At 67.7% G+C, this 23,242-nt stretch carries 22 protein-coding genes and 1 tRNA gene; 9 read left to right on the plus strand and 14 right to left on the minus strand.

Annotated features, from left to right (window positions below):
* From usfY to VXD91_RS30420, 5 genes are all read right to left on the minus strand, one after another.
* Nucleotides 1–282: a protein UsfY gene (usfY, locus tag VXD91_RS30400; protein WP_324609704.1), complete on the minus strand. Its 282-nt coding sequence runs from the start codon at nt 280–282 to the stop codon at nt 1–3.
* A gap of 109 nt (nt 283–391) precedes the next feature.
* On the minus strand, nt 392–1,708 hold the full coding sequence (locus VXD91_RS30405; RefSeq protein ID WP_138250526.1) for an Ig-like domain-containing protein: 1,317 nt from the start codon (nt 1,706–1,708) through the stop codon (nt 392–394).
* 353 nt (nt 1,709–2,061) lie between these two features.
* Nucleotides 2,062–3,114, minus strand: a complete 1,053-nt coding sequence (locus VXD91_RS30410) for a hypothetical protein (RefSeq protein WP_346417116.1) — start codon at nt 3,112–3,114, stop codon at nt 2,062–2,064.
* 120 nt (nt 3,115–3,234) lie between these two features.
* Nucleotides 3,235–3,705, minus strand: coding sequence for a cyanase (cynS, locus tag VXD91_RS30415; RefSeq protein WP_133425369.1), 471 nt, complete (start codon nt 3,703–3,705; stop codon nt 3,235–3,237).
* Nucleotides 3,706–3,747: 42 nt separating this feature from the next.
* The gene (locus VXD91_RS30420) at nt 3,748–3,975 is read right to left on the minus strand and encodes a hypothetical protein (protein WP_346417117.1); all 228 of its coding nucleotides are present in this window, start codon (nt 3,973–3,975) and stop codon (nt 3,748–3,750) included.
* Between the two features lie 104 nt (nt 3,976–4,079).
* Between VXD91_RS30420 and cynR the strand changes: the two genes are divergently transcribed.
* The 6 genes from cynR to VXD91_RS30450 all read left to right on the plus strand — a co-directional run bounded on the left by cynR (nt 4,080) and on the right by VXD91_RS30450 (nt 10,578).
* Nucleotides 4,080–4,988, plus strand: a complete 909-nt coding sequence (gene cynR / locus VXD91_RS30425) for a transcriptional regulator CynR (RefSeq protein WP_346417118.1) — start codon at nt 4,080–4,082, stop codon at nt 4,986–4,988.
* Between the two features lie 174 nt (nt 4,989–5,162).
* Complete coding sequence (arr, locus tag VXD91_RS30430) at nt 5,163–5,591, plus strand: NAD(+)--rifampin ADP-ribosyltransferase (protein WP_061002557.1); 429 nt, start codon at nt 5,163–5,165, stop codon at nt 5,589–5,591.
* A 65-nt stretch (nt 5,592–5,656) separates the two neighbouring features.
* On the plus strand, nt 5,657–5,977 hold the full coding sequence (locus tag VXD91_RS30435; protein ID WP_346417119.1) for a metalloregulator ArsR/SmtB family transcription factor: 321 nt from the start codon (nt 5,657–5,659) through the stop codon (nt 5,975–5,977).
* Nucleotides 5,974–6,453, plus strand: coding sequence for an SRPBCC family protein (locus tag VXD91_RS30440; protein ID WP_346417120.1), 480 nt, complete (start codon nt 5,974–5,976; stop codon nt 6,451–6,453). The genes VXD91_RS30435 and VXD91_RS30440 overlap by 4 nt, the downstream gene beginning before the upstream one ends.
* A 2-nt stretch (nt 6,454–6,455) precedes the next feature.
* On the plus strand, nt 6,456–7,082 hold the full coding sequence (locus VXD91_RS30445; protein WP_226519559.1) for a maleylpyruvate isomerase family mycothiol-dependent enzyme: 627 nt from the start codon (nt 6,456–6,458) through the stop codon (nt 7,080–7,082).
* Between the two features lie 112 nt (nt 7,083–7,194).
* A complete protein-coding gene (locus tag VXD91_RS30450; protein WP_346417121.1) occupies nt 7,195–10,578 on the plus strand; it encodes an SMP-30/gluconolactonase/LRE family protein in 3,384 nt (1,127 codons plus the stop codon).
* On the opposite strand, the gene VXD91_RS30455 is transcribed toward VXD91_RS30450, so the two are convergent.
* The 3 genes from VXD91_RS30455 to VXD91_RS30465 all read right to left on the minus strand — a co-directional run bounded on the left by VXD91_RS30455 (nt 10,575) and on the right by VXD91_RS30465 (nt 12,954).
* On the minus strand, nt 10,575–11,765 hold the full coding sequence (locus tag VXD91_RS30455; RefSeq protein WP_226519561.1) for a permease: 1,191 nt from the start codon (nt 11,763–11,765) through the stop codon (nt 10,575–10,577). The genes VXD91_RS30450 and VXD91_RS30455 overlap by 4 nt on opposite strands.
* Before the next feature lie 98 nt (nt 11,766–11,863).
* Complete coding sequence (locus VXD91_RS30460; RefSeq protein WP_133425377.1) at nt 11,864–12,781, minus strand: alpha/beta fold hydrolase; 918 nt, start codon at nt 12,779–12,781, stop codon at nt 11,864–11,866.
* Nucleotides 12,782–12,871: 90 nt separating this feature from the next.
* A tRNA-Tyr gene (locus tag VXD91_RS30465) sits at nt 12,872–12,954 on the minus strand.
* 115 nt (nt 12,955–13,069) lie between these two features.
* Here VXD91_RS30465 and VXD91_RS30470 point away from each other — a divergent pair.
* The gene (locus VXD91_RS30470; RefSeq protein WP_020101292.1) at nt 13,070–13,561 is read left to right on the plus strand and encodes a YajQ family cyclic di-GMP-binding protein; all 492 of its coding nucleotides are present in this window, start codon (nt 13,070–13,072) and stop codon (nt 13,559–13,561) included.
* A 3-nt stretch (nt 13,562–13,564) separates the two neighbouring features.
* On the opposite strand, the gene VXD91_RS30475 is transcribed toward VXD91_RS30470, so the two are convergent.
* Nucleotides 13,565–13,969: a hypothetical protein gene (locus VXD91_RS30475; RefSeq protein ID WP_293019738.1), complete on the minus strand. Its 405-nt coding sequence runs from the start codon at nt 13,967–13,969 to the stop codon at nt 13,565–13,567.
* A gap of 115 nt (nt 13,970–14,084) precedes the next feature.
* A complete protein-coding gene (locus VXD91_RS30480) occupies nt 14,085–15,938 on the minus strand; it encodes an alpha/beta hydrolase (protein WP_293019736.1) in 1,854 nt (617 codons plus the stop codon).
* Between the two features lie 144 nt (nt 15,939–16,082).
* Between VXD91_RS30480 and VXD91_RS30485 the strand changes: the two genes are divergently transcribed.
* Nucleotides 16,083–17,108, plus strand: a complete 1,026-nt coding sequence (locus VXD91_RS30485; protein ID WP_226519593.1) for an NAD(P)H-dependent glycerol-3-phosphate dehydrogenase — start codon at nt 16,083–16,085, stop codon at nt 17,106–17,108.
* A gap of 10 nt (nt 17,109–17,118) precedes the next feature.
* Here the strand turns inward: VXD91_RS30485 and VXD91_RS30490 are convergent, their stop codons facing one another.
* The 4 genes from VXD91_RS30490 to VXD91_RS30505 all read right to left on the minus strand — a co-directional run bounded on the left by VXD91_RS30490 (nt 17,119) and on the right by VXD91_RS30505 (nt 20,534).
* A complete protein-coding gene (locus VXD91_RS30490) occupies nt 17,119–17,676 on the minus strand; it encodes a hypothetical protein (RefSeq protein ID WP_226519594.1) in 558 nt (185 codons plus the stop codon).
* Nucleotides 17,677–17,725: 49 nt separating this feature from the next.
* Entirely contained in the window at nt 17,726–18,022 is a 297-nt protein-coding gene (locus tag VXD91_RS30495) for a hypothetical protein (RefSeq protein ID WP_226519595.1), read from the minus strand.
* 138 nt (nt 18,023–18,160) lie between these two features.
* Nucleotides 18,161–19,732 carry a HAMP domain-containing sensor histidine kinase gene (locus tag VXD91_RS30500; protein ID WP_226522257.1) on the minus strand — a complete coding sequence of 524 codons (1,572 nt, stop codon included), beginning with the start codon at nt 19,730–19,732 and terminating at the stop codon, nt 18,161–18,163.
* Between the two features lie 19 nt (nt 19,733–19,751).
* On the minus strand, nt 19,752–20,534 hold the full coding sequence (locus VXD91_RS30505) for a response regulator transcription factor (RefSeq protein WP_133425381.1): 783 nt from the start codon (nt 20,532–20,534) through the stop codon (nt 19,752–19,754).
* Nucleotides 20,535–20,999: 465 nt separating this feature from the next.
* Here VXD91_RS30505 and VXD91_RS30510 point away from each other — a divergent pair, with 465 nt between their 5' ends.
* A complete protein-coding gene (locus VXD91_RS30510; protein WP_346417122.1) occupies nt 21,000–23,177 on the plus strand; it encodes a bifunctional SulP family inorganic anion transporter/carbonic anhydrase in 2,178 nt (725 codons plus the stop codon).
* Nucleotides 23,178–23,242 lie beyond the last annotated feature (65 nt).

Raw genomic sequence — 23,242 nt, forward strand, 5'->3', positions numbered from 1 at the left:
TCAGCCTGCGTGCAGGCTCCGTTCGGGATGGTCGGCCAGCCAACGCTGTTCGACTCGCTTCACCCGCAGATGCTCGAACGTGATGACGAGAGCTCCCGCGGTGACCAGCGCTCCGGCGATCAGGCCGAGCGGTAGCTCAAGGTCCGCGCGGTGATACGCGGTTGCGAAGACGAAGCCGGCGATGGTGACGATGCCGAGTGCGATCAGGCCCAGGCCAGGCAGCCACAACGTGTCGATGAAGGATTCACCGGCATGCGGCTGGGTGGTTCGGGAATGATCCACCGGATCATGGTGTGCGCCCTTCATTCGCATCTCCCTCCTTGCCGAAGATGCCCTAAGGCTACGCCCGAATCCGGGCCATTGTGAGATAGTTCACACTTGCCCGGGGTGACTAGCGCGGCGGCAGCGGCGCGGCGACGGGTGCGACGGGCAGGGCCGGCTGCGGCAGCGCGGAGCCGCGGACCCACTGGTCCCACGGCATGCTCCAGTCGCCGTTCTGGCTCAGCTTCTGGGGCTCACCGCCGGTGTATTTGATCTCGACGACGTCGCCGGGCACGGAGAAGTCGTAGAACCACTTGGCGTTCTCGCTGTTGAGGTTCAGGCAGCCGTGCGAGGTGTTCTGTTTGCCCTGCGCCCAGATGGTGGAGTTCAGCTGATGCAGGTAGATGCCGTCATGGCTGATCCGCGTCGCCCACGGGATGGTCTCCTTGTAGCCGAGGCGGCTACTGGTCGGCAATCCGAACGTCGACGAGTCCATGATCACCGGGTTGGCCTTGTCCATCACGGTGTAGATGCCGGGCGGCGTCCAGAACGAGATGACGGTGTTGCCGATCGTCTCGGTGCCGCCCATGCCCATCGAGGTCGGCATGGTGCGCACCAGCTGGCCGTTGTCGAAGACGCTGACCTGGTGGGTGTGGTCGTCGGCGACGGAGACGTGGGCATTGCCGATGCGGAACGAGACGCGCTCGTCCTGCTGGCCGTACGTATCCTCGCCGAGCCGGACGCCGTAGATCTTGGCCGCGACGGTGACCGTCGTGTTCGGCGCGTAGTACTTCTCCGGGCGCCAGTGCGCGTTGGCGTCGTCGACCCAGTGCCACGAGCCGGGAACCGGCGGGTTGGTGGTGACGACGAGGTTGCGCTCGGCGGCGGCCTTGTCCTCGATCTTCTCGTCGAAGTGCGCGGTGACGACGACGCCGATGCCGTAGGTCCCGCCCTCCTGCAGCTGAGCGCCGGACACGGTGTTGAGGTACACCGCGGTCTGGTATGAGGGGCTGAGCGTGGTGAAGCTCGACGTCTGCCGCGACGGCATGCCCGAGGGGCCGCGCGCCTCGATGGTCATCGTGTACTTGCGGCCGTAGCCCAGCTGCTCGGCGGGCGTCCAGGTCTTGGCGTCGGGGGCGAGCGTCCCGGGAATCTCTTTTCCGGCGCTGTTGACCATCGACACCGCGGTGATGGTGCCGCTCGCCGCGGTGACGTTCACGGGCGCCGCAGGGCTGACGTCCTTGGCCCCGCCGGCCGGCGTGACGCGCACGACGGCGGGCTCCGGCGCAGCCGGCTGCGAGACGGACAGGTCGCGCGACGCGGCGACGACCTTGCAACCTTCCTGGCAGCGCGACGTCGACGACACCACGGTCCCACCGAGCACGGCAAGGACGGCCAGCGCAGCGGCCAGCCAGGCGCCACGGACACGGCGGGATGAGGTCAACACAGCTCCAAAGTTCGGCGTCGGCCAGGGATTGTCGGATCGATGTACCCGAGGTACTGCATCAGGGTAAGCGGTCGGCCGGGCTCTTTGCACGTCGGATGGAGCTCGTCTCGATTTCACCACGGCGCCAATTCGGCGTGTCGGCTGGCAAACGCTTGCCGATGTGTGCTAGGTGCTGATTTCCGGTGATTTCACCGCCGCCGGCCGGCGAGGCGCTGACCAGGGAATTCAGTCAAACATACTGACTGGCAACAAGTTTGGGCAACGCCACCACGCCGGCAGTGGATTACATTCCCGTGCAAAGCAATTCACGACGCAGAGTGGGCTCTGCGTCGTGACCGCCGACGGGCTGCGGACTACTGGGCCGCGAATCGATTGAGGGTGCCACCGTGCATCGCGCGACCGGCGCGAGCCTGCCGGAAGCCGATCAGCCCACCGGCGCCGGTCAGCACCAACAGGCCGGTGAAACCCGGAACCGCGACAGCGGCGACCTCACTCAGGCCGGCCGCGCGGAGGTCGTCGGAGTATCCGGCCCGGTACGGCGCCGCCGCAACGATGGCGCTGTCGGCCGCGAAGACCCGGTCGACCGGCTCGGGCCCGCGGGCCGGCTGCTCACCCGTGCCGCCGGTGTGGCCGGCGAAACGTGAATCCGTCTGCGCCCCACCGGATGCCGGGGGCTGGACTCGGCCCGCGAAGTCGCGACCGACGGACACGACCCGCGGCACACCGGTCGTCGGCGTGAAGGCCGCCGACGACAGCTCGGCGACCGCGGAGGCCCACCCGTTCACCACCGGTAGCGCATGCGCGACAGCAAATCCGGGCAACGCGGCCACGGTTCGGATCGGCTCACCCACCGCGGCGGGCAGCGGCCCGGTCAGCGCCGTCACCGGCGCCACCGGCGCATCCGCCACGAGGCGGGCGGTCTGACCCGCCGTCGCGGTGGCCGCGGCCAACGGGACCGAGACCGACTGGACCGACGGCACAGTGGCGGGAGTTTCGGCAATGCTCGCGGGTTCGCTGACGGGCGCGCTCTGCGTGGTGTTGACGACACCCGAAGGCAGTGCGGCCGACGTACTCGAGGACGAGGTGGCGGACGAGATGTTCGAGCCGTTGCGGCCGTCGCCGAACTTGGGCGTCAGTTGCTGGCCGGGCGACGGGGCGACACCGAAGCCGCTGAGCGCACCGGTTCCGACGGTGGTCGCGGTGGTGGTCAGCCCACCGAACGCCTTGCGCAGATCGCCGATGGCGGACAGGCCCGGATGCGACGTACCCGAGCTGTCCCCACCCGTATCACCAGAAACAGTGGGCGAAAGCGGCATGTCGAATGGTGCGGCGTGCGCCACGCCGGCGCCGATAACCGGTGCGGCGACCAGCCAGGTCACCGCCGCCATGCGCAGGTGCGTCGCCACGCTGCATCCATCCTCTCGAAGCCGGCCGTCTGCGGCCTTCGTCTAGTTTGCCACGAGAATTTGCTGTTGCGAAAATTTCGGGGGCATCCGACACCATATTAGGGCAGTCGGCGCCAGAAATCAGAACGGCACAGTTGGCAGGTACTTGCCGTCCAGCGTGATGACGGCGCGTTCGCCACCATCGGGATCAGCAACCTTCTTCACATCCAGGCGAAAGTTGATGGCGGAGATGATGCCGTCGCCGAACTGCTCGTGGACCAGCGCCTTGAGCGTCGTGCCGTAGACCTGCAGCATCTCGTAGAAGCGGTAGATGGTCGGGTCGGTGGGCGCGCCGCCGGGGATGGAGCCGCGAGTCGGGATGGTCTGCAGCAACCGCACCGCGGCATCGTCCAGCCCCAGCAGGGCACCGACGGCCTTGGCCGACTCCTCGGGGAGCGCGTGCTGACCGAGGACGGCGGCCGTCGTGAAGGCAACCGACAGGCCGGCGGCGTCGGCGATCTGCTGCCAGGACAGGTCCTTACGGGTCTTGGCTTCGACGGCCGCGGCGGCCAGGAGCTGACGGGCGGTCGGATCGAACTGTGCGTGGATCATGACGGGGGTCCCTTTCAGAGAGCGGTTGATGCTTCTAACTGGTCAGTGCTGCGCCCAGGTGCCGTACGGCACCATCGGGTTGGTCCCGAACGGCACGTACGGGTTGGCGCCACCGAGGAACGAGTCCTGCGCGTAGACGGGAGCCGGCCCGGGCAGCGCCACGGTGCCGCTGTTGTCGGCCGCCGCCGGTGCGGCGAGGGCGATCCCGAGCGCGGCGAGCGCGCCGGCGGCCAATCCGGTTGTCACGGTGACGAGGCTGTTCTTCTTCATGGTGATGCTTCCTTTCTTGCTGCATTCACCATGGACGAACAGCACCTATAACGTCCAATAGCCACTTTCCACCTATGCCATAGATAGTGTCTATAGTTGGTGGCATGGCCGGACTCGAGCTCCGTCACCTGCGGTATCTCCTCGCCGTCGCCGAACACGGCAACTTTTCCCACGCGGCCGAGGAGCTATATGTGTCGCAACCCACGCTCTCCCAGCAGATCAAACAGCTGGAAGCCATGGTCGGCGTCCAGCTGCTCGACCGCGGCGGCCGCACTGTCCGGCTGACGGACGCGGGCGCCGCGTTCGCCGAGCGCGCCCGCAGCGCCCTGCGCGAACTGGCCGCCGCCGAACGGGCCATCGAGGACGTTCAGGATCTCTCGCGCGGACATCTGCGTCTCGGCATCACCCCGACGTTCATCACCTATCTCATCGGCCCGCTGACCGCAGAGCTGTACGCGCGCCATCCCGGGATCAGCCTGACCGTCGTCGAGACGTCCCAGGACAGCATCGAGGCCGGCCTCCTGGCCGACGAGCTCGACGTGGGCATCGCGTTCGTGGGGGCTCCCGTGCCCGGCATCGACTTCGCGGCGCTGTTCACCGAGCACCTCGGCCTCGTGACCAGCGGGCCGCGGGCCGGGAACCTGCCGTCCCCGTTGCCGGTCCAGGCGATGGACGACGTCGAGCTGGCGCTGCTCAGCAGCGACTTCCTCACCCGGACCCACATCGACACCTACTTCGCGGCGCACCATGTCGATCCGCGGATCATCGTCGAAGCCAACTCTGTCCAGGCCCTCACCGAGATCGTGCAGCGCACACCGCTGGCGACCGTCCTGCCGGACGCCGTCACCCACGACCATCCGCACCTGACGCCGGTGCCGCTGGACCCGCCGATACCGACCCGGACCGTGGCGATCCTGCGCCGCGCCGGCGGCTATCACAGCGCGGCCGCGTCGGCGTTCGTGCGCCTCACGCAGGAACTCGTCGCGGATCGCGGCTACGCGCCGCCGGGGTGATTGCCAAGAGAATGCGATGCCGGGCAGTGCAATTCATGCGCCGGCGGAACCGGGGAACGCTGCCGCGTGCGTTCCTCCCACTCTCAATTTATGGCAGATACCGGGGCTTGCCGCAAGGCCCCGGTGGTGCCGCACAATCGTCCGACCTGGTGGTTGAGACGAATGGGGGATGTCATGACGAACACACCGAAACCTTTCGAACTGCATGAGTCGGGCGCGCTGCTGCACGGCACCAAAGCCGATCTCGCGATCGGGGATCTGCTGGTGCCGGGACGTGCATCGAACTACGAAGAGGGCCGGGTCTCGAACCACGTCTACGTCACGCGGACGCTGGACGCCGCAGCATGGGGTGCCGAACTCGCGGCCGGTGACGGCCAGGGCCGCATCTATCTCGTCGAGCCGGTCGGCGAGTTGGAGGACGACCCCAACGTGACGGACAAGAAGCTGCCGGGCAACCCGACGCACTCCTACCGCACCCGGGAACCGGTACGCGTCGTCGGGGAACTGACCGACTGGGCCGGGCACTCACCCGAGCAGATTCAGGCGATGCGCGACGGCCTGGCCGATCTCCAACGACGCGGCCTCGCCGTCATCTACGACTGAGTCGCATCGCATCGGGCTGTGGCGACCCTTTTCAATCGGACTTCGTAAGTTTAGACTTACCGTTAGTGACAACTTACGAAACTGCCGACGCCTGGAGCGCTCTCGCCGACCGCACCCGACGGACGATCTTCAAGCGATTGGCCGACGGGCCGCTCGCGGTCGGCGAGCTGGCCGAAGGACTGCCGGTGAGCCGCCCGGCGGTGTCCCAGCACCTCAAGGTGCTGCGCTGCGCCGGGCTGGTGACGGACCGGCAAGTGGGCACGCGACGCCTGTACCAAGTTGATCCCCGCGGCGTCGAGGCCCTGCGGGCCGAGTTGGACGTGTTCTGGGACAAGGCATTGGCGGCGTTCAGGCAGATCGCCGACGAGGAAGGAAAGCAGCCATGACGACCGAGGTGGCACCGATTCGCAAGAGCGTCGTCGTCGACGCACCGATCGACAAGGCGTTCGCGTTGTTCGTCGGCCGCTTCGACGCCATCAAGCCCCGCGATCACAACCTGCTGGCGGTACCTATCGCGGAGACGGTGTTCGAAACCCATGTGGGCGGCCACATCTACGACGTGGGCACCGACGGCAGCACGTGCCGGTGGGCGCGCGTGCTGGCCTACGAGCCACCGGGCCGAGTGCTGTTCTCGTGGGACATCGGGCCGACGTGGCAGGTCGAATCGGACCCCGGCAAGACCAGCGAGGTCGAGGTGCGGTTCACCGCCGAGTCCGACGGCCGGACGCGCGTCGACCTGGAGCACCGGCACCTGGAACGCCACGGCGCCGGCTGGCGGTCGGTGGCCGACGGTGTCGACGGCCAGGCCGGCTGGCCGTTGTACCTGAAGCGGTATCACGACGTCGTCGCCGAGGAGGCGTGACGATGCCGTCGCAGCGTTCCATGCTGGACCTGGCATACGAGGAGCGTCGCGACCTCGCCGCCTATCTGCGGACGCTGTCCGACGCGCAGTGGCAGGCCCCCACACTGTGCACCGAATGGTCGGTGAAAGACGTTGTCTCCCATGTCGTGAGCTACGAAGAGCTCAGCATCCTGGGCCTGTTGCAGCGCTTCGCCCGGGGCCGGGTCGTGCGCGCCAATGAGGTCGGCGTGCGCGATTTCGCGAGCTACACGCCCGCGCAGTTGATGGACTTCCTCGAGGCCCACCTGCGTCCGCAAGGGCTCACATCCGGCTTCGGCGGGATGATCGGACTGGTGGACGCGACGGTCCACCACCAGGACATCCGCCGGGCGCTGGGAGACCCGCGCACCATCCCCGCCGAACGCCTCGAACGCATCCTGCCGACGATCCCGGGCAATCCGCGACTCGGCGCCGGTCGGCGAGTCCGGGGGTTGCGCTTGCGGGCCACCGACGTGACTTGGGAGCACGGCAGCGGACCCGAGGTGCTGGGCCCGGGCGAGGCATTGCTGATGGCGATGACCGGACGCCCGGCAGCCATCGATGATCTGGGCGGCGCGGGTCAGCCGATTCTCGCGGCGAGATTGCGGTAATCGCACAACCGCGAGAAATCAGCCGTTTGTACTGCAGACAGACGGCGTCGCATGCGGTATTCCCATTAGAGGGATATCTGTCCCGCTATCGGGCCGCGTGAGAGGACCGACCATGAGCAAAGCCACGTACGTCGGACGGGTCGGGGGGTTGGCGGTGGCACTCGGGGTGGGTTTCGCAGTCGCGAGCACACCGGGTACGGCGCGGGCCGACGACGCCGCGAATCCAGGGGCCACCTCGGCGCCGACGCAGAACGCCGCGCCGGACGCGGCCGGCACGAACACGAAGAAGCCCGGCGCCAAGGCAGGAAAGACCAAACGCCCACCGGGCAAGGCGGGCAGTGAGAAGCAGCGCGCCACCAAACCCGAAACGGCAGCGGCGGACGGGCCCGCGAAAACGCAGACGACCGCGAAGACCGTCACCGGCTCCACCAAGAAACCCACACCGCGGGCCATCCAGGCCGACGTGGAAACCACGCCGGCGTCGTCCCCGCGGACAGTGGCCGCCACAGCCCTCGCGACCTCGGCAGTCACGTCCACTCCCGCGGCCACGTCCACCCCGGCCGCCACCAACGGCGCAGTCAGTCTGATGTCGGCGTCGACGCTCGACTCGTCGGCAACCGGTGGTCCCGCCGCGCCGGACTTCTCGCCGGTGGCCGCCGTGCTGGCAGCCTGGGGCACCCGCACCCGCGTGGAGACCCAGACGAAACCCGCAGCCGTCACGTCGACAAGTCAGCCCGTGGCCGCCACCGCCGCGCAGCCCGTCGTCGCCACCGCCGCGCAGCCCGTCCCCACGGCCGCGACGACGACCGTCCCGTCGCCGTGGCTGAACTATTCGAAGTCGATCTCGGTGGGCACCAATCCCACTGCCGAGGTGATGGGCGCCGACGGCCGGCTCTACGTCGCCAACTCCGGCAGCAACACGGTGTCGGTGATCAACACGACCACGGGAAAACGGATCGACGCCAATCCGAGCTGGTTCTCGCAGGACATCTCGGTGGGCACCGCGCCCAGCGCGCTGGCGCTCAGTCCCGACGGCACGCGGTTGTACGTCGCCAACAGCGGTAGCGGGACGGTGTCGGTCATCAACACTGTCGGCTACAAGCGGATCGACGCCAGCCCGAGCACGACGTCCAAGGACATCACGGTGGGCGCCACCCCCAGCGCGTTGACGGTCGGCGCGGACGGCCGAATCTATGTGGCCAACAAGGGCAGCGACTCGGTGTCGGTCATCGACCCCACCACCTACAGCGTCACCGGCACCATCGGCGTCGGCATCCAGCCCACTGCCCTCGCGCTCGGCACCGGCAAGGTGTACGTCGCCAACCAGGGCAGCAACACCGTCTCGGTGCTCGACACCAGCACGCTCGGTGTCACCAGCATCGCGGTTGGCACGCCGCCCAGTGCCCTGGCCCTCGGCACCGGCGGCAAGCTGTACGTGGCGAGCCAGACCGGCGGCGCCCTCTCCACGATCGACACCGCCACCAACACCGTCATGCCCGGTGCGGTCACCGTGGGTCCCGCCCCGGGCTCGGTGGCCGTCAGCGCCGACAGCAGCGTCGCCTATGTCGCCAACGGCAATGACACCGTCTCGGTGATCAACACCGCCACCTCGGCCGTGGTCAGCACGGTCCGGTTCGATACCGACGCCACCGGCGCTCACGCCGTGGCCGTCGCACCGAGCGGCGCCGTGTACGTCACCGACGCGACCGACCGCACCGTGCGGGTGCTGGTGCAGCCCTCGCTCATCGCCACGTCAGTGACGAAGATCGGGAGCGTCGGCGTCTCGGGCGTCGGCTCGACGCTGTTGAGCAATGACGGCACCCGCGCGTTGGTCATCACCGGTCCGTCGCCCATCTCGACGACCAGCACCACCCGCGTCGCGGTGATCGACACTGCGACCGGCAAGCAGGTCGGCAGCACGGTGTCCATCGCCGGCAAGCCCGTCGTGCCGGCGTTCAGCGCCGACGGCACGCGGGTCGTGATCACCGCGGCGGGCACCACGGCGACGCAGCTGGCGGTGATCGACCTCGCGACCGGGAAGCAGACCGGCACCACGCTCACCCTGCCGGGTGCGGTCGGCGTGCAGCTGCTGTCCGCCGACGGCAGCCGCGCCCTGACCACCACCTACGGCTCGGGCACCACCCAGGTCGCGGTGCTCGACACGCTCACCGGCGCCCAGACGGGCACCACGGTCTCGGTCACCGGCAACCAGTTGGAAGCGCCCGTCCTCAACGCCGACCGCACCCGCGCACTGATCACCACCAGCCGCCCGATCTGGGAGACCCCGGACACCACGCGGGTGGCGGTGCTCGACACCACCACCGGCACGCAACTCGGCACCACCGTCGAGATCGCCGGCAACGAGCTGGCCCCGCCGGTGCTGAACGCCGACGGCAGCCGCGCCGCGATCACCAATCAGATCGGGGATTTCGCGTCGGGCTACACCACGCAGGCGACGGTGATCAATGTCGCGACCGGCGCCCAGATCGGCACCACGCAGGGCCTCGAAGGTGAGGGCATCTCGTACGGCGCACCGATGTTCAACGCTGCGGGCAACCGCGTCGTGTTCATGGCCCGCACCGAGGGCCCGGTCGGCACCTTCACCACCCGGCTGACGGTGCTGGACGCCGCTACCGGCGCGCCCGTCGGCGCCGGACTCGTCGTCGACGGCGACGGGGCGCGCGAGCTCAGCGCTGACCGGACCCGCATGGTCATCACCGCGACGTCGACCGACCCGGTCACCCAGGTGGTGACCACCAAGCTCGCGACGGTCGACCTCGCCACCGGCAACCAGGTCGGTGACGTGGCGCTGCCCGGCACCTGGCGCTCGATGCTGATGACCCCCGACGGGGGCCGAGCCGTGATCATCGGCGCGACCACCTTGACGCACGTCGCTGTGATCGACACGCTGACCGGCGCCCAGACCGGCACCACGCTCGACTTCGCCGGCGAGGAATTCGGCTCCAGGGTCATCAGCGCCGACGGCAGCCGCGTGCTCATCGTCACGAACGTCTACAACGGGGCCACGAGCGTCAACACCGCGCGGTTGACGGTGCTCGACACGACAACCGGCGCCCAGGTCGGTAACACCTTGACGCTCACCGGTTTCCTCAATGGCGTGCAGTACAGCCCCGATACCGACCGGGTCGTGGCCATGACCATCAGCAGCAATTTCAACACCACCGGCGTCCCCACGTCGCAGGTGGCGGTGCTCGACACGACCACCGGCTTGCAGCTCGGCAGCACCCTCACCCTGAAGCCCGACAACGGTTACCTCGTCCTCAGTGCCGGCGGCACCCGAGCGGTGGTCAGCACCGGCAGCCAGTTCGTCGTCATCAACACCACGAACGGCACGCAGGTGGGAGGCGCCCTCACCGGGGTGGGCAGCAATCCGCTGTTGACGGCCGACGGCAGCAGGGCGCTCACCACCGGCGTCTCGTACAACTTCTGGACGCGCACCTACACGACGACGGCGCGGGTGCTCAAGATCGTCTAGTGCTGGTGGTGATCGTGGCCGGCGTGGGTGTCCCCATGCCGGGCGTCGGGTGAGCCGCCCATCATCCGCAGCATCGGGATGCCACCGGTGCGGACGAAGCGGATCACCAGCACCGCGGCCAGCAGCAGGAACACGATGTTGAGCCACGTGGTGTAGTTCCACGAGATGCCACTCTCCATCACCATGGCGTTGCGCTGACTGGGGATGAGACCCGTTGCGCCGAACAGCAATTCGACGAGATAACCCGCCGCGACCATCGAGACGTAGAAGGTGGCCAGCAGCGTCAGCATCATCCGGGTGCCGTAGTACTTCCGGTAGATGTTGAGGATCGGCAGGATCAGCAGGTCGGCGAAGATGAACGCGACCACGCCGCCGAAGCTGATGCCGCCGTTCCACAGCACCGCCGCCAGGGGCACGTTGCCGATGGAGCAGACGAACGACACGATGGCCACGACCGGGCCGACGATCGGTCCCCAGATCGCGGACCAGGTCGGGTCGTCGGCGAGAAAGAAGTTCTCCCAGAACGCATTTGGCACCCACGCGGCGATGGCACCGGCGATGAGCAGACCGATTATCAAGTCGCGCAGGATCGCCGCCCACTCCATGACGAACACATGCGAGACCGACGTGAGGCCAGGTCCCGAGAACAGGCGCCTGACGAACGAACCGTCGCCCTGCACCGACATGTCCATCGCCGCATGCCCTTCCATGGAGCCGGCGATGCCCTGGTCGGCCTGCGCGCGAGCCTCGTCGACGAGGCGGCTGCGCACGAAGAACCGGAACAGCACCGCCAGGACGACGATCATGATCGGGCCGCCGACGAATTCGGCGGCGGTGAACTGCCAGCCCATCAGCAGCGCCAGGATGATGCCGAGTTCGACGACGAGGTTGGTGGAGCCGATCTCGAATGCCATGGCCGCGGTGAAGTTGGCGCCTTTGCGAAACAGCGAGCGCGCCAACGCCACTGCCGCGTACGAGCACGACGACGATGCCGCGCCGAGTCCCGCGGCCACGGCGAGGGTCTTGGGCTTGTCGTCGCCGAGGAGGCGGACGATGGTCGATTTCCGGACGACGGCCTGCACCACCGCCGACAGCGCGAACCCGAGGATCAGCGCCCAGAGAATCTCCCACGTCATCGAACCGGCCAGGGCCAGTGCGTGACCGATCGCAGCGATCGCGGCGTCCATCAGGTGACGTTAACCCGTCGGCGGCGTTCCGAATCGTCGAGCGTGTGGGTTTACGCGGGAAATCGGATTTCCGCGTCATCCCCCACGGTCGACGGCGATCAGGCCGGGCTGCCGATGAACTCGAGACCGGCGTTGATGGCCGGGCGGTGCCGCAGCATGCGGTAGTGCGCGAGTTTCCCGAGTCCCTTGGTGGTGAGCAGCTCCGACCCGGGCCACGAGGCGGCGAGCTTCTCGCTCGACGAGTACGGGCTGTCGGGGTCGTCGGGGTCATGGATGAGCAGCAGCGGCGGGTGGCCCGCCCGGGCCGCGAGGTTGACCATGTTGGTGTCTTCCAGCGACATCCCGATCCGGCGGACCAGCCGTCGCTGCAGGCCCGCACGGATCCGCGGGCCGAAGTTGTGGCGCGCCGCGAACAGGTCCAGGTACATCGGGTAGTCGCCCATCGGCGCGAGCAGCACCAGCCGGCCGACCTTGGCGCCGTTCACCGCGGCGGCCATGGTCGTCGCGTTGGCCCCGAGCGAGTGCGCGACGACGGCGTGGGCCGGCCCGTGCTCGCGGATGACGGCCGCGACGGCGTCGGCGCATTCGATGGCGGTGGTGCGGCCCGGCGCGAGCGCGCCCGGGTCGGACTCGTTGTGGCTGGGCAGGTCGAAGGCGATGACCCGGTAACCGGCGGCCACCAGCGGTTTGACGAACATGCCCAGGTGCGGCCGGCGCCCGCCCCACCCGTGCACGAGGTACACCGGCGGCCCGTCGCCCCAGGATTCGCCGGCGACGCGGTGGCCGTCCCAGTGCGCCTCCAGCGGTGCGCCGGGCCCGACGCCGGGCGGCATGCGCAGACTCTGCTCGATGATCGGCGGGGTGCACCACAGCTCGGTGGCCCACCGGGATCCGATGGGCGGCGCGAATCGTTCGAGCAGGGCGAACTGCTTGCGGATCTTGGGGTCGACGGGTGGCTGCACACCGGAACCCTCGACGTCGAGCACGACATCACGCTCAGAGGACGACTCGACCATGCGTCGAATCCTAACGACCGCTCTCGATGCGACTGCGGAGATGCTCTCCGCAACGCAATCAGGCCCCCTCGAAAGGGGGCCTGATCAGTGTGGCAGGTACAGGATTCGAACCTGTGTAGGCTTCCGCCGACGGATTTACAGTCCGCTCCCATTGGCCGCTCGGGCAACCTGCCGGGTTCGTCGCCTCCCGGTGACCCCGGGTTTGGCGCGAGTAGCAGAGTACAACGAAGATGTACCGAACACGAAAACGGGACCCCGACCAGGGGCGCAGATACGGAGGGCAATCCAATGGCGGATTCATCGTTCGACATCGTCAGCAAGGTCGATCGGCAGGAAGTCGACAACGCGCTGAATCAAGCCGCCAAGGAGCTGTCCACCCGCTTCGACTTCCGCGGCACCGACACCACCATCGCCTGGAAGGGCGACGAGGTCATCGAGCTGGTCTCCTCGACCGAGGAGCGCGTCAAGGCCGCGGTCGACGTGTTCAAGGAGAAGCTGGTTCGCCGCGACATCTCGATGAAGGCGTTCGACGCCGGTGACCCGCAGCCCAGCGGCAAGACCTACCGCGTCTCGGGCACGCTGCAGCAGGGCATCAGCAGCGAGCAGGCCAAGAAGATCACCAAGATCATCCGCGACGAGGGCCCCAAGGGTGTCAAGGCGCAGATTCAGGGCGACGAGATCCGGGTGTCGAGCAAGAAGCGCGACGACCTGCAGGCCGTCATCGCCCTGCTCAAGGGCGCCGACCTGGACGTGGCGCTGCAGTTCGTCAACTACCGCTGACGTTCAGCTGTCGCTGTTCAGCTCTTTGGTCAGGTTGGTGCCGTTGTTCTTGCTGTCGCCGTAATGGTTGGTCACGTTGCGGCATTCGCCGTAAATCTTGAACCGGAGCCGATTTTCGCCCTGGTAGTACTCGATGTTGACCGCCACGCCGGCGCGGTTGATGGTGCCGCCGTACATGTGTTGGGAGGGCAGCTTGTCTGACCATCCCGACGCCAGCATGGCCGCCTTGACCTGCTCGGCATAGTCGTGACCGCTGACGCCCGGCGGCAGCGCCGCACTCATCTCGATGTAGCCCTTGTTGAGCGGCGATCCCATGTCGTTGCAGAACTCCAGATAGCCGCCGCCTTGAACGTCTTGCAGCCCAGCCGCTTTCCGCAGTTGCCTGCCGGCGTTGATGACCTGCGCCATGGACTCTTCATCGGTCATGGGGTGCGCTGGGCGATCGTCGTGGGGAAGCAATCCACATCCTCCTAACATCAGGGCAATCACGGCAGCCGCTGCCGCGGTACCGACGCGATATCGACTACTTGTAATCATGGTCGTTCGTCACCGTCTCACCTGGGCGATTGGATTCGGGATCCGAATATGCCGGGGTCCCGGGAATGGGGATGTCGACGTGTGGCACCGGGACCTCGATGCCGAACGGCAGGTCGACGTGGTCGGGCGTCGAGAAGGTCGGCTGATGCCGCTCGGCGGCCAGTAGTCCGTCGGACGCGAGGCGTTCGCTGTGCCCGCTGGCGATGTCGGTCATCGCGCGCAACGACTCACTGCCCATGTCGTAGTACTTCGAGTGGTCGTGGAAACTCCAGCCGGTTTCGCCGGCCACCTCGGCGCGGAACCGGGTGGCGCCGAATCCCTCTGCCGATGGATCGGTCCCCAGCCCGGCGACGGGTCCCAGCGGGTTGCCGAGCTCGGTGTTCAGCCATTGCGCCGCCCCCGGGCCGCCCATACCCAGACGGGCGACCGGGTCGGTGGATGCCGCCCCGACGTACACCTGGCCACCGTTGACGTGGAAGTCCGCGGCGCTGTGCGCCAAATCTGTTCCCGGACAACCGATCAGCACCACATCATTGACTTTCATGCCGCTGCCCGCGCACGCATCGGCAACCGTGGTGGAGCCGTAGGAGTGGCCCATCACCGTGACGTGCGACGAGCCGAGATGCGTCGCGGCCAGCCCGTTGACGTCGGCGGCCAGCAGGTCGCCGCCCTGCCGGGCCAGGGTCGGGTTCGCGATCCGTGGATCGGTGAAGCTGTCGGGCGCGTCATAGCCCATCCACATCATCACCGCGGTCGATCGGCTCGGGTCCGCCAGCGCCGCCTGGTCGTACACGTGGATCGCATCGTCGTGGCCGTCGGCCAGCCAGCCGTCGTGGACGCTGCTGCCGGTGCCCGGCACGATCACCGTCGTGTTGTTGGCCGTGTCGGGGTTTCCGAGGCAGATGGCGGCCCGGCCCTGCCCGCCGTCCGCCTCTGGCTGATAAGCCCAGAGCATGACCGGACGTTCCTTGGTCGGGTCCAACGTGGAACCGCGCTGGTGCGCCAGCCCCTCGCTGGTCCGCCGCGCGTTGTAGAACCGCGTGGCGTCGGTCTGTGTCAGCCCGAACCGGCCGGGGTCCTTGAGGACGTCGTCTTCAGAGACGTGGTTGCGATTGGCGACGTCACGGACCCGGTTGAGGTCGTCGTTCATCACCTGCTGATTGACCGCGTCCCGCGCACTCGCCGGGACGCCGTTGAGGTTGCCCAATTCGGGTGGATGCCGGGCGATCAGCTGCTGTCGCTGCTCCGGTGTCAGCCCGGTCCACCATTTGTTGACGTCCTCGGGGTTCGTCCCCGGCGGCGGAATCTGGATCTCCTGCCCGCCGATGTTCACCGGCGCCGAGGGCTTCTGGCCCTGCACCGCCTGGTCGATCGCCGTGGCAGTGAGCGTGTCGGTGGTGTCGAACGCCTTCAGCTGCTCCTGAATGGAGTCGGTGAAGAACTCCGCCGTCTTCTTGACGGGCCCCAGGTCGCCGATCAGCCACTGCTGCGGTGTGACCACGCCGTCGTCGCTGACCGAGAATCCGAGTTGGAGCGCGGTGTCGACGAATTCCAGCAGGGTGCTGCGCAGCGACGTCAGCTGATTGCCGCCATCGGTGAGCGCCTTGGCCAGCTTGTCCAGCCGGCCGCGGTAGGCCTCCTGCTCGCCGATCAGCTGCTGCGCCTTGGCGATTGCGGCGTCGCTCGCCTGCCCCTGCCAGTTCGCTTTCAAGTTGGCCAGCTGGCCGCGCTCGACGCCGATCACGATCTCCAGCGCAGCCGACGTGGTCCGCACGTCATCGGCGGCGTCGAGCATCGCCCCGGGCTTGGCCGCGCGCACGCGCGACACCGTCACCGTCACTACTGCCGCACCCCCTCGGCGATCGCTCCTCCGATCGTCGCACAGCGTGGGGGTACCAACCGACACAACATGCAAGTCGCACCATCGACCGGACAGTCCGCCAATCCCGTCGCTCCGCTCGCCCGGGCGACATAACCTGTCGCCATGGCATCAGCGCAGCGCGTACCGACCGTCGTCGTCCTCGGTGGCGGGTCGTGGGGCACCACGGTGGCCTCGATCTGTGCGCGGCGCGGCCCGACGCTGCAGTGGGTGCGGTCGGCGGAAACCGCCGCCGATATCAACGAAAAGCATTGCAACAGCCGCTATCTGGGCGACGGGGTGGCCCTTCCCGAATCGCTGCGGGCGACCACCGACTTTTCCGAGGCCGCCAATTGCGCCGACGTCATCGTGATGGGCGTCCCGTCGCACGGCTTCCGCAACGTGCTGGGCGAGCTGGCCAAGGAATTGCGGCCGTGGGTCCCGGTGGTGTCGTTGGTCAAGGGCCTGGAGCAGGGCACCAATATGCGCATGAGCCAGATCGTCGACGAGGTGCTGCCCGGGCACCCGGCCGGAATCCTGGCCGGACCCAACATCGCCCGCGAGGTCGCCGAGGGATACGCCGCCGCCGCGGTCCTCGCGATGCCGGACCAGCACCTCGCCGCGAATCTCGCGGGCCTGTTCCGCACCCGGCGTTTTCGAACCTACACAACCGACGACGTGATCGGTGTCGAGATGGCCGGGGCGCTCAAGAACGTGTACGCCATCTCCGTCGGCATGGGCTACTCCCTGGGCATCGGCGAGAACACCCGCGCGATGGTGATGGCGCGTGCCGTGGCCGAGATGTCCAAGCTCGGCGTGGCGATGGGCGGCAATCGTGACACCTTCGCGGGCCTGGCCGGCATGGGCGACCTGATCGTCACCTGTACCAGTCAGCGCAGCCGTAACCGGCACGTCGGCGAGCAGCTGGGCCAGGGCAAGACCGTCGACGAGATCATCACCTCGATGAACCAGGTCGCCGAGGGCGTCAAGGCTGCCAGCGTGATCATGGAGTTCGCCGAGACGCACGGGCTGAGTATGCCGATCGCCCGCGAGGTGGACCGGGTGATCAACCACGGCTGCACGGTGGCCGACGCCTACGCCGGCCTCATGCTCGAGAAGCCCGGGCACGAGGTGCACGGCGCAGGGTTCTGATCTCCGCGGCTCAGTTGAAGTACGGGTTGCGGTCGTTGGGCCTGTCCAGCAACGGATTCGACTCGTTGACGATGAAGCTGCCGGACGGGCTGACCACGAAACCGGACTGGTCGAAGCTGTTGACGCACGCCGTCATGGTGCCGTCGGTACCGCACGTGATGTTGCGGTAGGTGATCCGGGAACCGCCAGGCAGCGTCTGCACCGCGCCCGGCATCTCGCCGACGTACTTCGGCCCGTTCAGGGTGTTGAACGCCGGCGCGCCGACCTGCTGGCCGACGACCACGTTGGTGCCCTCCGGGGCGCCCGGCATCGAGCCGCTACAGCCGTACTCGCCTTCGTTGCGGCGCATGATGCACGTCAGACCGCCGGGGGCCTGGAACATGTAGAACGTGCCGTCCTTGCTGGCGTAGGTCGACGGGGTGACAGGCTTGAATCCGTTGAGGTTCGGCGCGGCGGGTCCCGGTGGCGGGGGCACCGGCTCCGGCGGCGGAGCTGCCGCGGCAACACCCGGAACCAACGAGATCGCCCCAGCGGCCACGACCGCACCGATCAGGATTCTGCTCAACACCCGCTCAGCGTAGAACCCAATGACCACGCCTCGCAGCGTCAGCCGCAAATCACTTGCAGCCGAGGTCGACGTAAACCGTGGTGTTCTGACCGCGCAGCTTGCCCTCCTGGCTCGACAGCTCGCGCCCGTGCCGGACGGCGGTGACGGTGCAGTTGTCGATGGATCCGCTGCCGACGCGCGACTCGATGACCCGGAAGCCCTCGGTCTGCAGCCGGTGAATCGTCTGCGAGGCAGACTCCCCCGGCGCCGGCGGCACCACTGGCTGCGCCGCGGCCGGGGCGGCCGCCGCGACCAGCAGGGCCAGGACGATTCCTGTCGTCGCCGAGATCCTGGTGGAACTCTTCATGGTTTTCCCTTTCCGCATCCGGCGCCGAGAGCGCCGGATCAATAACCTCGACGGTAGCCGCGGAAATGGGCGAGAAAGGAATTCTCAGGCCGAACACATACGGATATCCGCATGGTTCATGTCGAATTCAGGCGAAACTCAAACAGTCGATTCGGAGGCGTGCGGGTTGTACGACTCGCTCATGGTCACGTACTCCCCGACTTCCTTGAGCATGGGCAGCCGCACCCGGAAAATCGTTCCCGCAGTGTTGGATTTGACCTTAACCCGACCGCCGTGCGCTTTCACGATCGTCGACACGATCGCCAGACCGAGCCCCGTGCTTCCGAGTGCGCGAGAACGCGATTTGTCGGCGACCACAAATCTGTCGAACAAATTCGGCAACAATTCTTCCGGAATCCCCGGCCCGTCATCGGCGACGGTCAATTCCACATATCCGGGGCCCGGAGTCAGGCTTGTCGTCACCGATACTCCGGCCGGCGTATGGACGCGTGCGTTGGCCAGCAGGTTGCCGATCACCTGATGCAGCCGGGCCGGGTCGCCGCGTACCCAGATCGGGACGTCGGGCAGCCGCGAGCGCCAGCGGTGCGCGGGCGACGACACCGCGGCGTCGTTGACGGCGTTGATCACCAGGTCGCACAGTTCGACATCGTCGGTCTCGAGGTCCTGGTGCTCCTCGAGACGCGAGATGAGCAGCAGGTCCTCGACCAGACCGGACATCCGCTGCGCCTCGGACTCGATGCGGGCGAGCGCGTACTCGGTGGTCTCGGGCAGTGCGGCGCTGTCCTGGCGGGTCAGTTCGGCGTACCCGCGGATGGCGGCCAGCGGGGTCCGCAACTCGTGGCTGGCGTCGGTGAGGAACTGTCGTGTCCGGCGGTGCGACGCGGCGAGCTCGGCCAGCGCGCTGTCGACGTTGTCGAGCAGTTTGTTGAGCGTGTCCCCCACGATGCCGACCTCGGTGCGCGGGTCGGTGTCCTCCGGCCGCACCCGTTCGGTGATCCGGTGGTCCTCGCTGCCGAACTGACGCGTCGCCACCTTCGCCGCGGTCGAGGCCACGCGACTCAGCGGCCGCAGCGCGTAGTTCACCACCGCGATGGTGCCGACGGCCGTCAGCGCGATGGCCAGCAGCGTCATGACCGCGACCGCGACCGTCTTGCGCGCCACCACGCTGTTGGCGTCTTCCATGGACACGCCCGAGACCAGCACGTCGCCGCCGCCGGCGTCCTGCCCCGCCATCCGGTACCAACCGAGTCGCGGCAGCTTCACCGTCCGTGGCCCGAGGTTGGTCCACTGCTGGCCGCTGACGGCCTTGACGACGTCGGGCTGAACCGGTTTGGGTTCGCCGTCGGGGAACACCGCCGACTGCACGACGACGCCCTTGTGCAGCACCGCGATGAGATTTCCGGGGGCCTGGCCACCGAACGCGGTCAGGCCGTCTTCGCCGGCGTCGATCGGATGCGCCGGATCACCGCGCTTGATCTCCAGCCGGTCATACGAATGCCCGAGGGCATCGAGTGAACGGTCGAGCTCCGCGTCGCTCATCGCGGACACGTAGCTGTGCAGGCTGTACACCGACAGCACCCCGACCGCCAGAAGCACAACGGTGACCAGCGACGTGACGCCGAACACGAGGCGTCGGCGCAGGGTGCGCGGACGCCACCACGGCGCCCGAACCGGGGTACGGGCCGGCACTCGAGTCGGCACCCGGGTCACATGCGTCACCTCGGGCAGGTTAGTCCTCCGTGTCGGCAGGGCGCAGCATGTAGCCCACGCCGCGCACTGTGTGGATCATCGGTTCGCGATCGGTGTCGATCTTCTTGCGCAGATACGAGATGTACAGGTCGACGATGCTCGACTTGCCACCGAATCCGTAGTTCCACACCCGGTCGAGAATCTCCGCGCGGGCAATGGCCCGGCGCGGGTTACGCATCAGGTACCGGAGCAGTTCGAACTCGGTGACGGTCAACGAGATCGGCTCACCGGCGCGGGTCACCTCACGGCTCGCGCCGTTGAGGACCATGTCGCCGACCTTGAGCACCTCGTCGGACTCGGGCGCGAGCTGGCTGGACCGGCGCAGCAGTCCGCGCAGCCGAGCCACCAGCTCTTCGAGGCTGAACGGCTTGGTCATGTAGTCGTCGGCGCCGGCGGTCAATCCCGTGACGCGGTCCATCACCGAGTCCCGCGCCGTGAGGAACAGCGTCGGGGTGTAGCCCTCGGCCGCGCGCACGCGCTGCAGCAACTGCAGGCCGTCGGTGTCGGGCAGCATGATGTCCAGCACGACGAGGTCCGGTTCCATCTCGCCGAACTTGGTCACCGCATCGCGGCCGTTGTGCGCGACCTCGACGACCCAGCCCTCGTAGTGCAGCGCCATCTTGACCAGGTTGGTCAGCGCCGGCTCATCGTCGACCAGCAACACCCGGATGGGAGATCCGTCGGCACGTTCCATGCGCGGCAGCTGGCCGAGCACGGCGGCCCGGGGGTGACGCTCTCGTGGTGGTACCGACATCGTTGTCATTCTTCCATTGTGTTGAGAACACAGAAAATTGTCACTGCGTTCATACCGAGTTCAAATATTAGTCCCTGGATATGACTCACGTCACCTACCTGAGCCGATGTGATGCGCGAGAATCGTTGCAATACAGTGATTTTGACTGGTCGGACCCCCAATCACGAGCATACCGACCGGATCGATTCAAGCCGGTATCCCAGGTCGCCCAATCGATCAACCCTCTGGCCCACGGAGAAGATTTGCGTTCTCTATGGGAACTCTTCCTCGCCTTGCGACCCTGTCTGGCGATAAATACTCTCGCACTTAGCAAGTGACGTCGCTTATCTTCGGCGACCGTCGAACAGTTCTGAAACATGTTGTCTCGCAACATGTTTAATCGACAATGGTGTCGGCGGGTGCGCGGACCGAAACTCGCGCAGCGCATCTGCACATGTGTCCATCGGACAACAATCGGAGAACGGAAACCTAGGCATGCTAGAAACCGCCCCGCCGGCAAAGGGTCTACGCGCCATACTGCGCTACGACCTGCCCGCGTCACTTGTCGTATTCCTGGTGGCACTGCCACTGTCGCTCGGCATCGCCGTCGCGTCCAACGCGCCCATCCTGGCCGGCATCATCGCCGCCATCGTCGGCGGCATCGTCGCCGGCGCGCTCGGCGGCTCGCCGCTGCAGGTGAGCGGACCGGCCGCCGGCCTGACCGTCGTCGTCGCCGGACTGATCGCCCAATTCGGCTGGGGCGTGACGTGCGCCATCACCGTCGGCGCCGGCATCCTCCAGATCCTGTTCGGCCTCAGCCGCGTGGCCCGGGCCGCGCTGGCCATCTCGCCGGTCGTCGTGCACGCCATGCTCGCGGGCATCGGCATCACCATCGCGCTGCAGCAGCTGCACGTGCTGCTGGGCGGCAAGTCCAACAGCAGCGCGTGGGAGAACATCCACGAGCTGCCGGCGCAGCTGATGAACGTCCACGGCCCCGGCTTCGTGCTCGGCATGCTGGTCATCGTCACGCTCGTGGCGTGGCGCTGGGTGCCGGCACCCGTCAACCGGATCCCCGGTCCGCTGGTCGCCATCGTCGGTGTGACGGCGCTGTCCGTTCTGCTGCCGTTCGACGTCAAGCGCATTCAGATCAACGGCTCGCTGCTGGACTCGCTGTCTTTGCCGACCCTGCCCGACGGACAGTGGGCCGCCGTCCTCGCGGGCGTCCTGACCGTCGCCCTCATCGCCAGCGTCGAGAGCCTGCTGTCGGCGGTCTCGGTCGACCGCATGCACAACGGCCCGCGCACCAACTTCGACCGTGAGCTGATCGGTCAGGGCGCGGCCAACACCATCTCCGGCGCCATCGGCGGCCTGCCCGTCACCGGCGTCATCGTGCGCAGCTCGACCAACGTCGCCGCGGGCGCCAAGACCCGGGCTTCGGCCATCCTGCACGGGTTCTGGATCCTGCTGTTCGCGGTGCCGTTCGCCGGCCTGGCCCAGCTGATCCCGACGTCGGCGCTCGCCGGCCTGCTGATCGTCATCGGCTGCCAGCTGGTCAAGAAGGTGCACATCGAAACCGCCCGGCGCACAGGCGATATCGCGGTTTACGCGATCACGGTGCTCGGCGTCGTCTTCCTCAACTTGCTCGAGGGTGTGCTGATCGGCCTCGCCCTGGCGGTCGCCCTGACGGTGTGGCGCGTCATCCGGGCCAAGATCGTCACCGAGCACGTCGCCGGTAACGACTGGCGCATCGTGATCGAGGGCTCGGTCAGCTTCCTGTCGCTGCCGCGCCTGACCTCGGCCCTGGCTTCGGTGCCGACCGGTTCGGACGTCACCGTCGAGCTGTCGGTGGACTTCATCGACCACGCCGCCCACGAGACCATCGACGAGTGGAAGCGCCAGCACATCGCCGGCGGTGGCTCCGTCGAGATTCACGAGCACGGCACCGCCGAGCTGCACAGCGCGGCGGCCGGTCCGCCGACCCGCACGTTCACGCCGTTCGACAAGCGCTCGGGTGTCGTCCCGTGGAAGTCGCAGCCGCAGACCTCTTCTGTGATGGAGGGCCTGGAGACCTACCACCGCCGCACCGCACCCGTGCTGCGCCCGCACATGGAAGACCTGGCCCACACCCAGAAGCCGGAGACGCTGTTCATCACCTGCGTCGACTCGCGGGTCGTGCCCAACGTCATCACCAGCAGTGGCCCCGGTGACCTGCTGACGGTCCGCAACGTCGGCAACCTGATCCCGGAGGGACGCGCCGACGCCTCGGTCGAGGCGGCCATCGCCTTCGCCGTCGAGGTCCTGGAGGTCTCGTCGATCGTGGTGTGCGGCCACTCCAGCTGCGGTGCCATGACCGCGCTGCTGGGCGGCGATCAGGGTCACGACCAGCACCTGCACACCTGGCTGGAGCACGGCGATGCGACGTTGCGCGCCTTCGACGAGGGCCGCCACCCCGTGGCCGTCGCCGCGGCCGAGGAAGGGTTCGGCGTCGTCGACCAGCTGTCGATGGTCAACGTCGCACTTCAGGCGCAGACCCTCGCCGCCCACCCGCTGGTCCGGGCCCGGCACCGCGCCGGCGACCTCGAGGTGATCGGGTTGTTCTATGACATCGGCACCGCGGCCGCCCTCCGGGTGACGCCGGTCAGCGTGGACCGTCTGGTCGAGGTTGCCGAGTAGTACCTGATTGATCCTGCGCCCAGGGCCGTACCCCGCGAGAGCGGCAGGCCCTGGGCGCAGTGTCA

Origin of the sequence: Mycobacterium sp. SM3041, from assembly GCF_039668335.1 — a bacterium.
GTDB lineage: Bacteria > Actinomycetota > Actinomycetes > Mycobacteriales > Mycobacteriaceae > Mycobacterium.

Coding starts and splice junctions, on each gene's coding strand:
- VXD91_RS30510 (WP_346417122.1), top strand. CDS start 21,000: ATGCTAGAAACCGCCCCGCCGGCAAAGGGTCTACGCGCCATACTGCGC.
- VXD91_RS30450 (WP_346417121.1), top strand. CDS start 7,195: ATGAGCAAAGCCACGTACGTCGGACGGGTCGGGGGGTTGGCGGTGGCA.
- VXD91_RS30485 (WP_226519593.1), top strand. CDS start 16,083: ATGGCATCAGCGCAGCGCGTACCGACCGTCGTCGTCCTCGGTGGCGGG.
- VXD91_RS30495 (WP_226519595.1), bottom strand. CDS start 18,022: ATGAAGAGTTCCACCAGGATCTCGGCGACGACAGGAATCGTCCTGGCC.
- cynS (WP_133425369.1), bottom strand. CDS start 3,705: ATGATCCACGCACAGTTCGATCCGACCGCCCGTCAGCTCCTGGCCGCC.
- cynR (WP_346417118.1), top strand. CDS start 4,080: ATGGCCGGACTCGAGCTCCGTCACCTGCGGTATCTCCTCGCCGTCGCC.
- VXD91_RS30440 (WP_346417120.1), top strand. CDS start 5,974: ATGACGACCGAGGTGGCACCGATTCGCAAGAGCGTCGTCGTCGACGCA.
- arr (WP_061002557.1), top strand. CDS start 5,163: ATGACGAACACACCGAAACCTTTCGAACTGCATGAGTCGGGCGCGCTG.
- VXD91_RS30475 (WP_293019738.1), bottom strand. CDS start 13,969: ATGGCGCAGGTCATCAACGCCGGCAGGCAACTGCGGAAAGCGGCTGGG.
- VXD91_RS30505 (WP_133425381.1), bottom strand. CDS start 20,534: ATGACAACGATGTCGGTACCACCACGAGAGCGTCACCCCCGGGCCGCC.
- VXD91_RS30445 (WP_226519559.1), top strand. CDS start 6,456: ATGCCGTCGCAGCGTTCCATGCTGGACCTGGCATACGAGGAGCGTCGC.
- VXD91_RS30470 (WP_020101292.1), top strand. CDS start 13,070: ATGGCGGATTCATCGTTCGACATCGTCAGCAAGGTCGATCGGCAGGAA.
- VXD91_RS30460 (WP_133425377.1), bottom strand. CDS start 12,781: ATGGTCGAGTCGTCCTCTGAGCGTGATGTCGTGCTCGACGTCGAGGGT.
- VXD91_RS30455 (WP_226519561.1), bottom strand. CDS start 11,765: ATGGACGCCGCGATCGCTGCGATCGGTCACGCACTGGCCCTGGCCGGT.
- VXD91_RS30420 (WP_346417117.1), bottom strand. CDS start 3,975: ATGAAGAAGAACAGCCTCGTCACCGTGACAACCGGATTGGCCGCCGGC.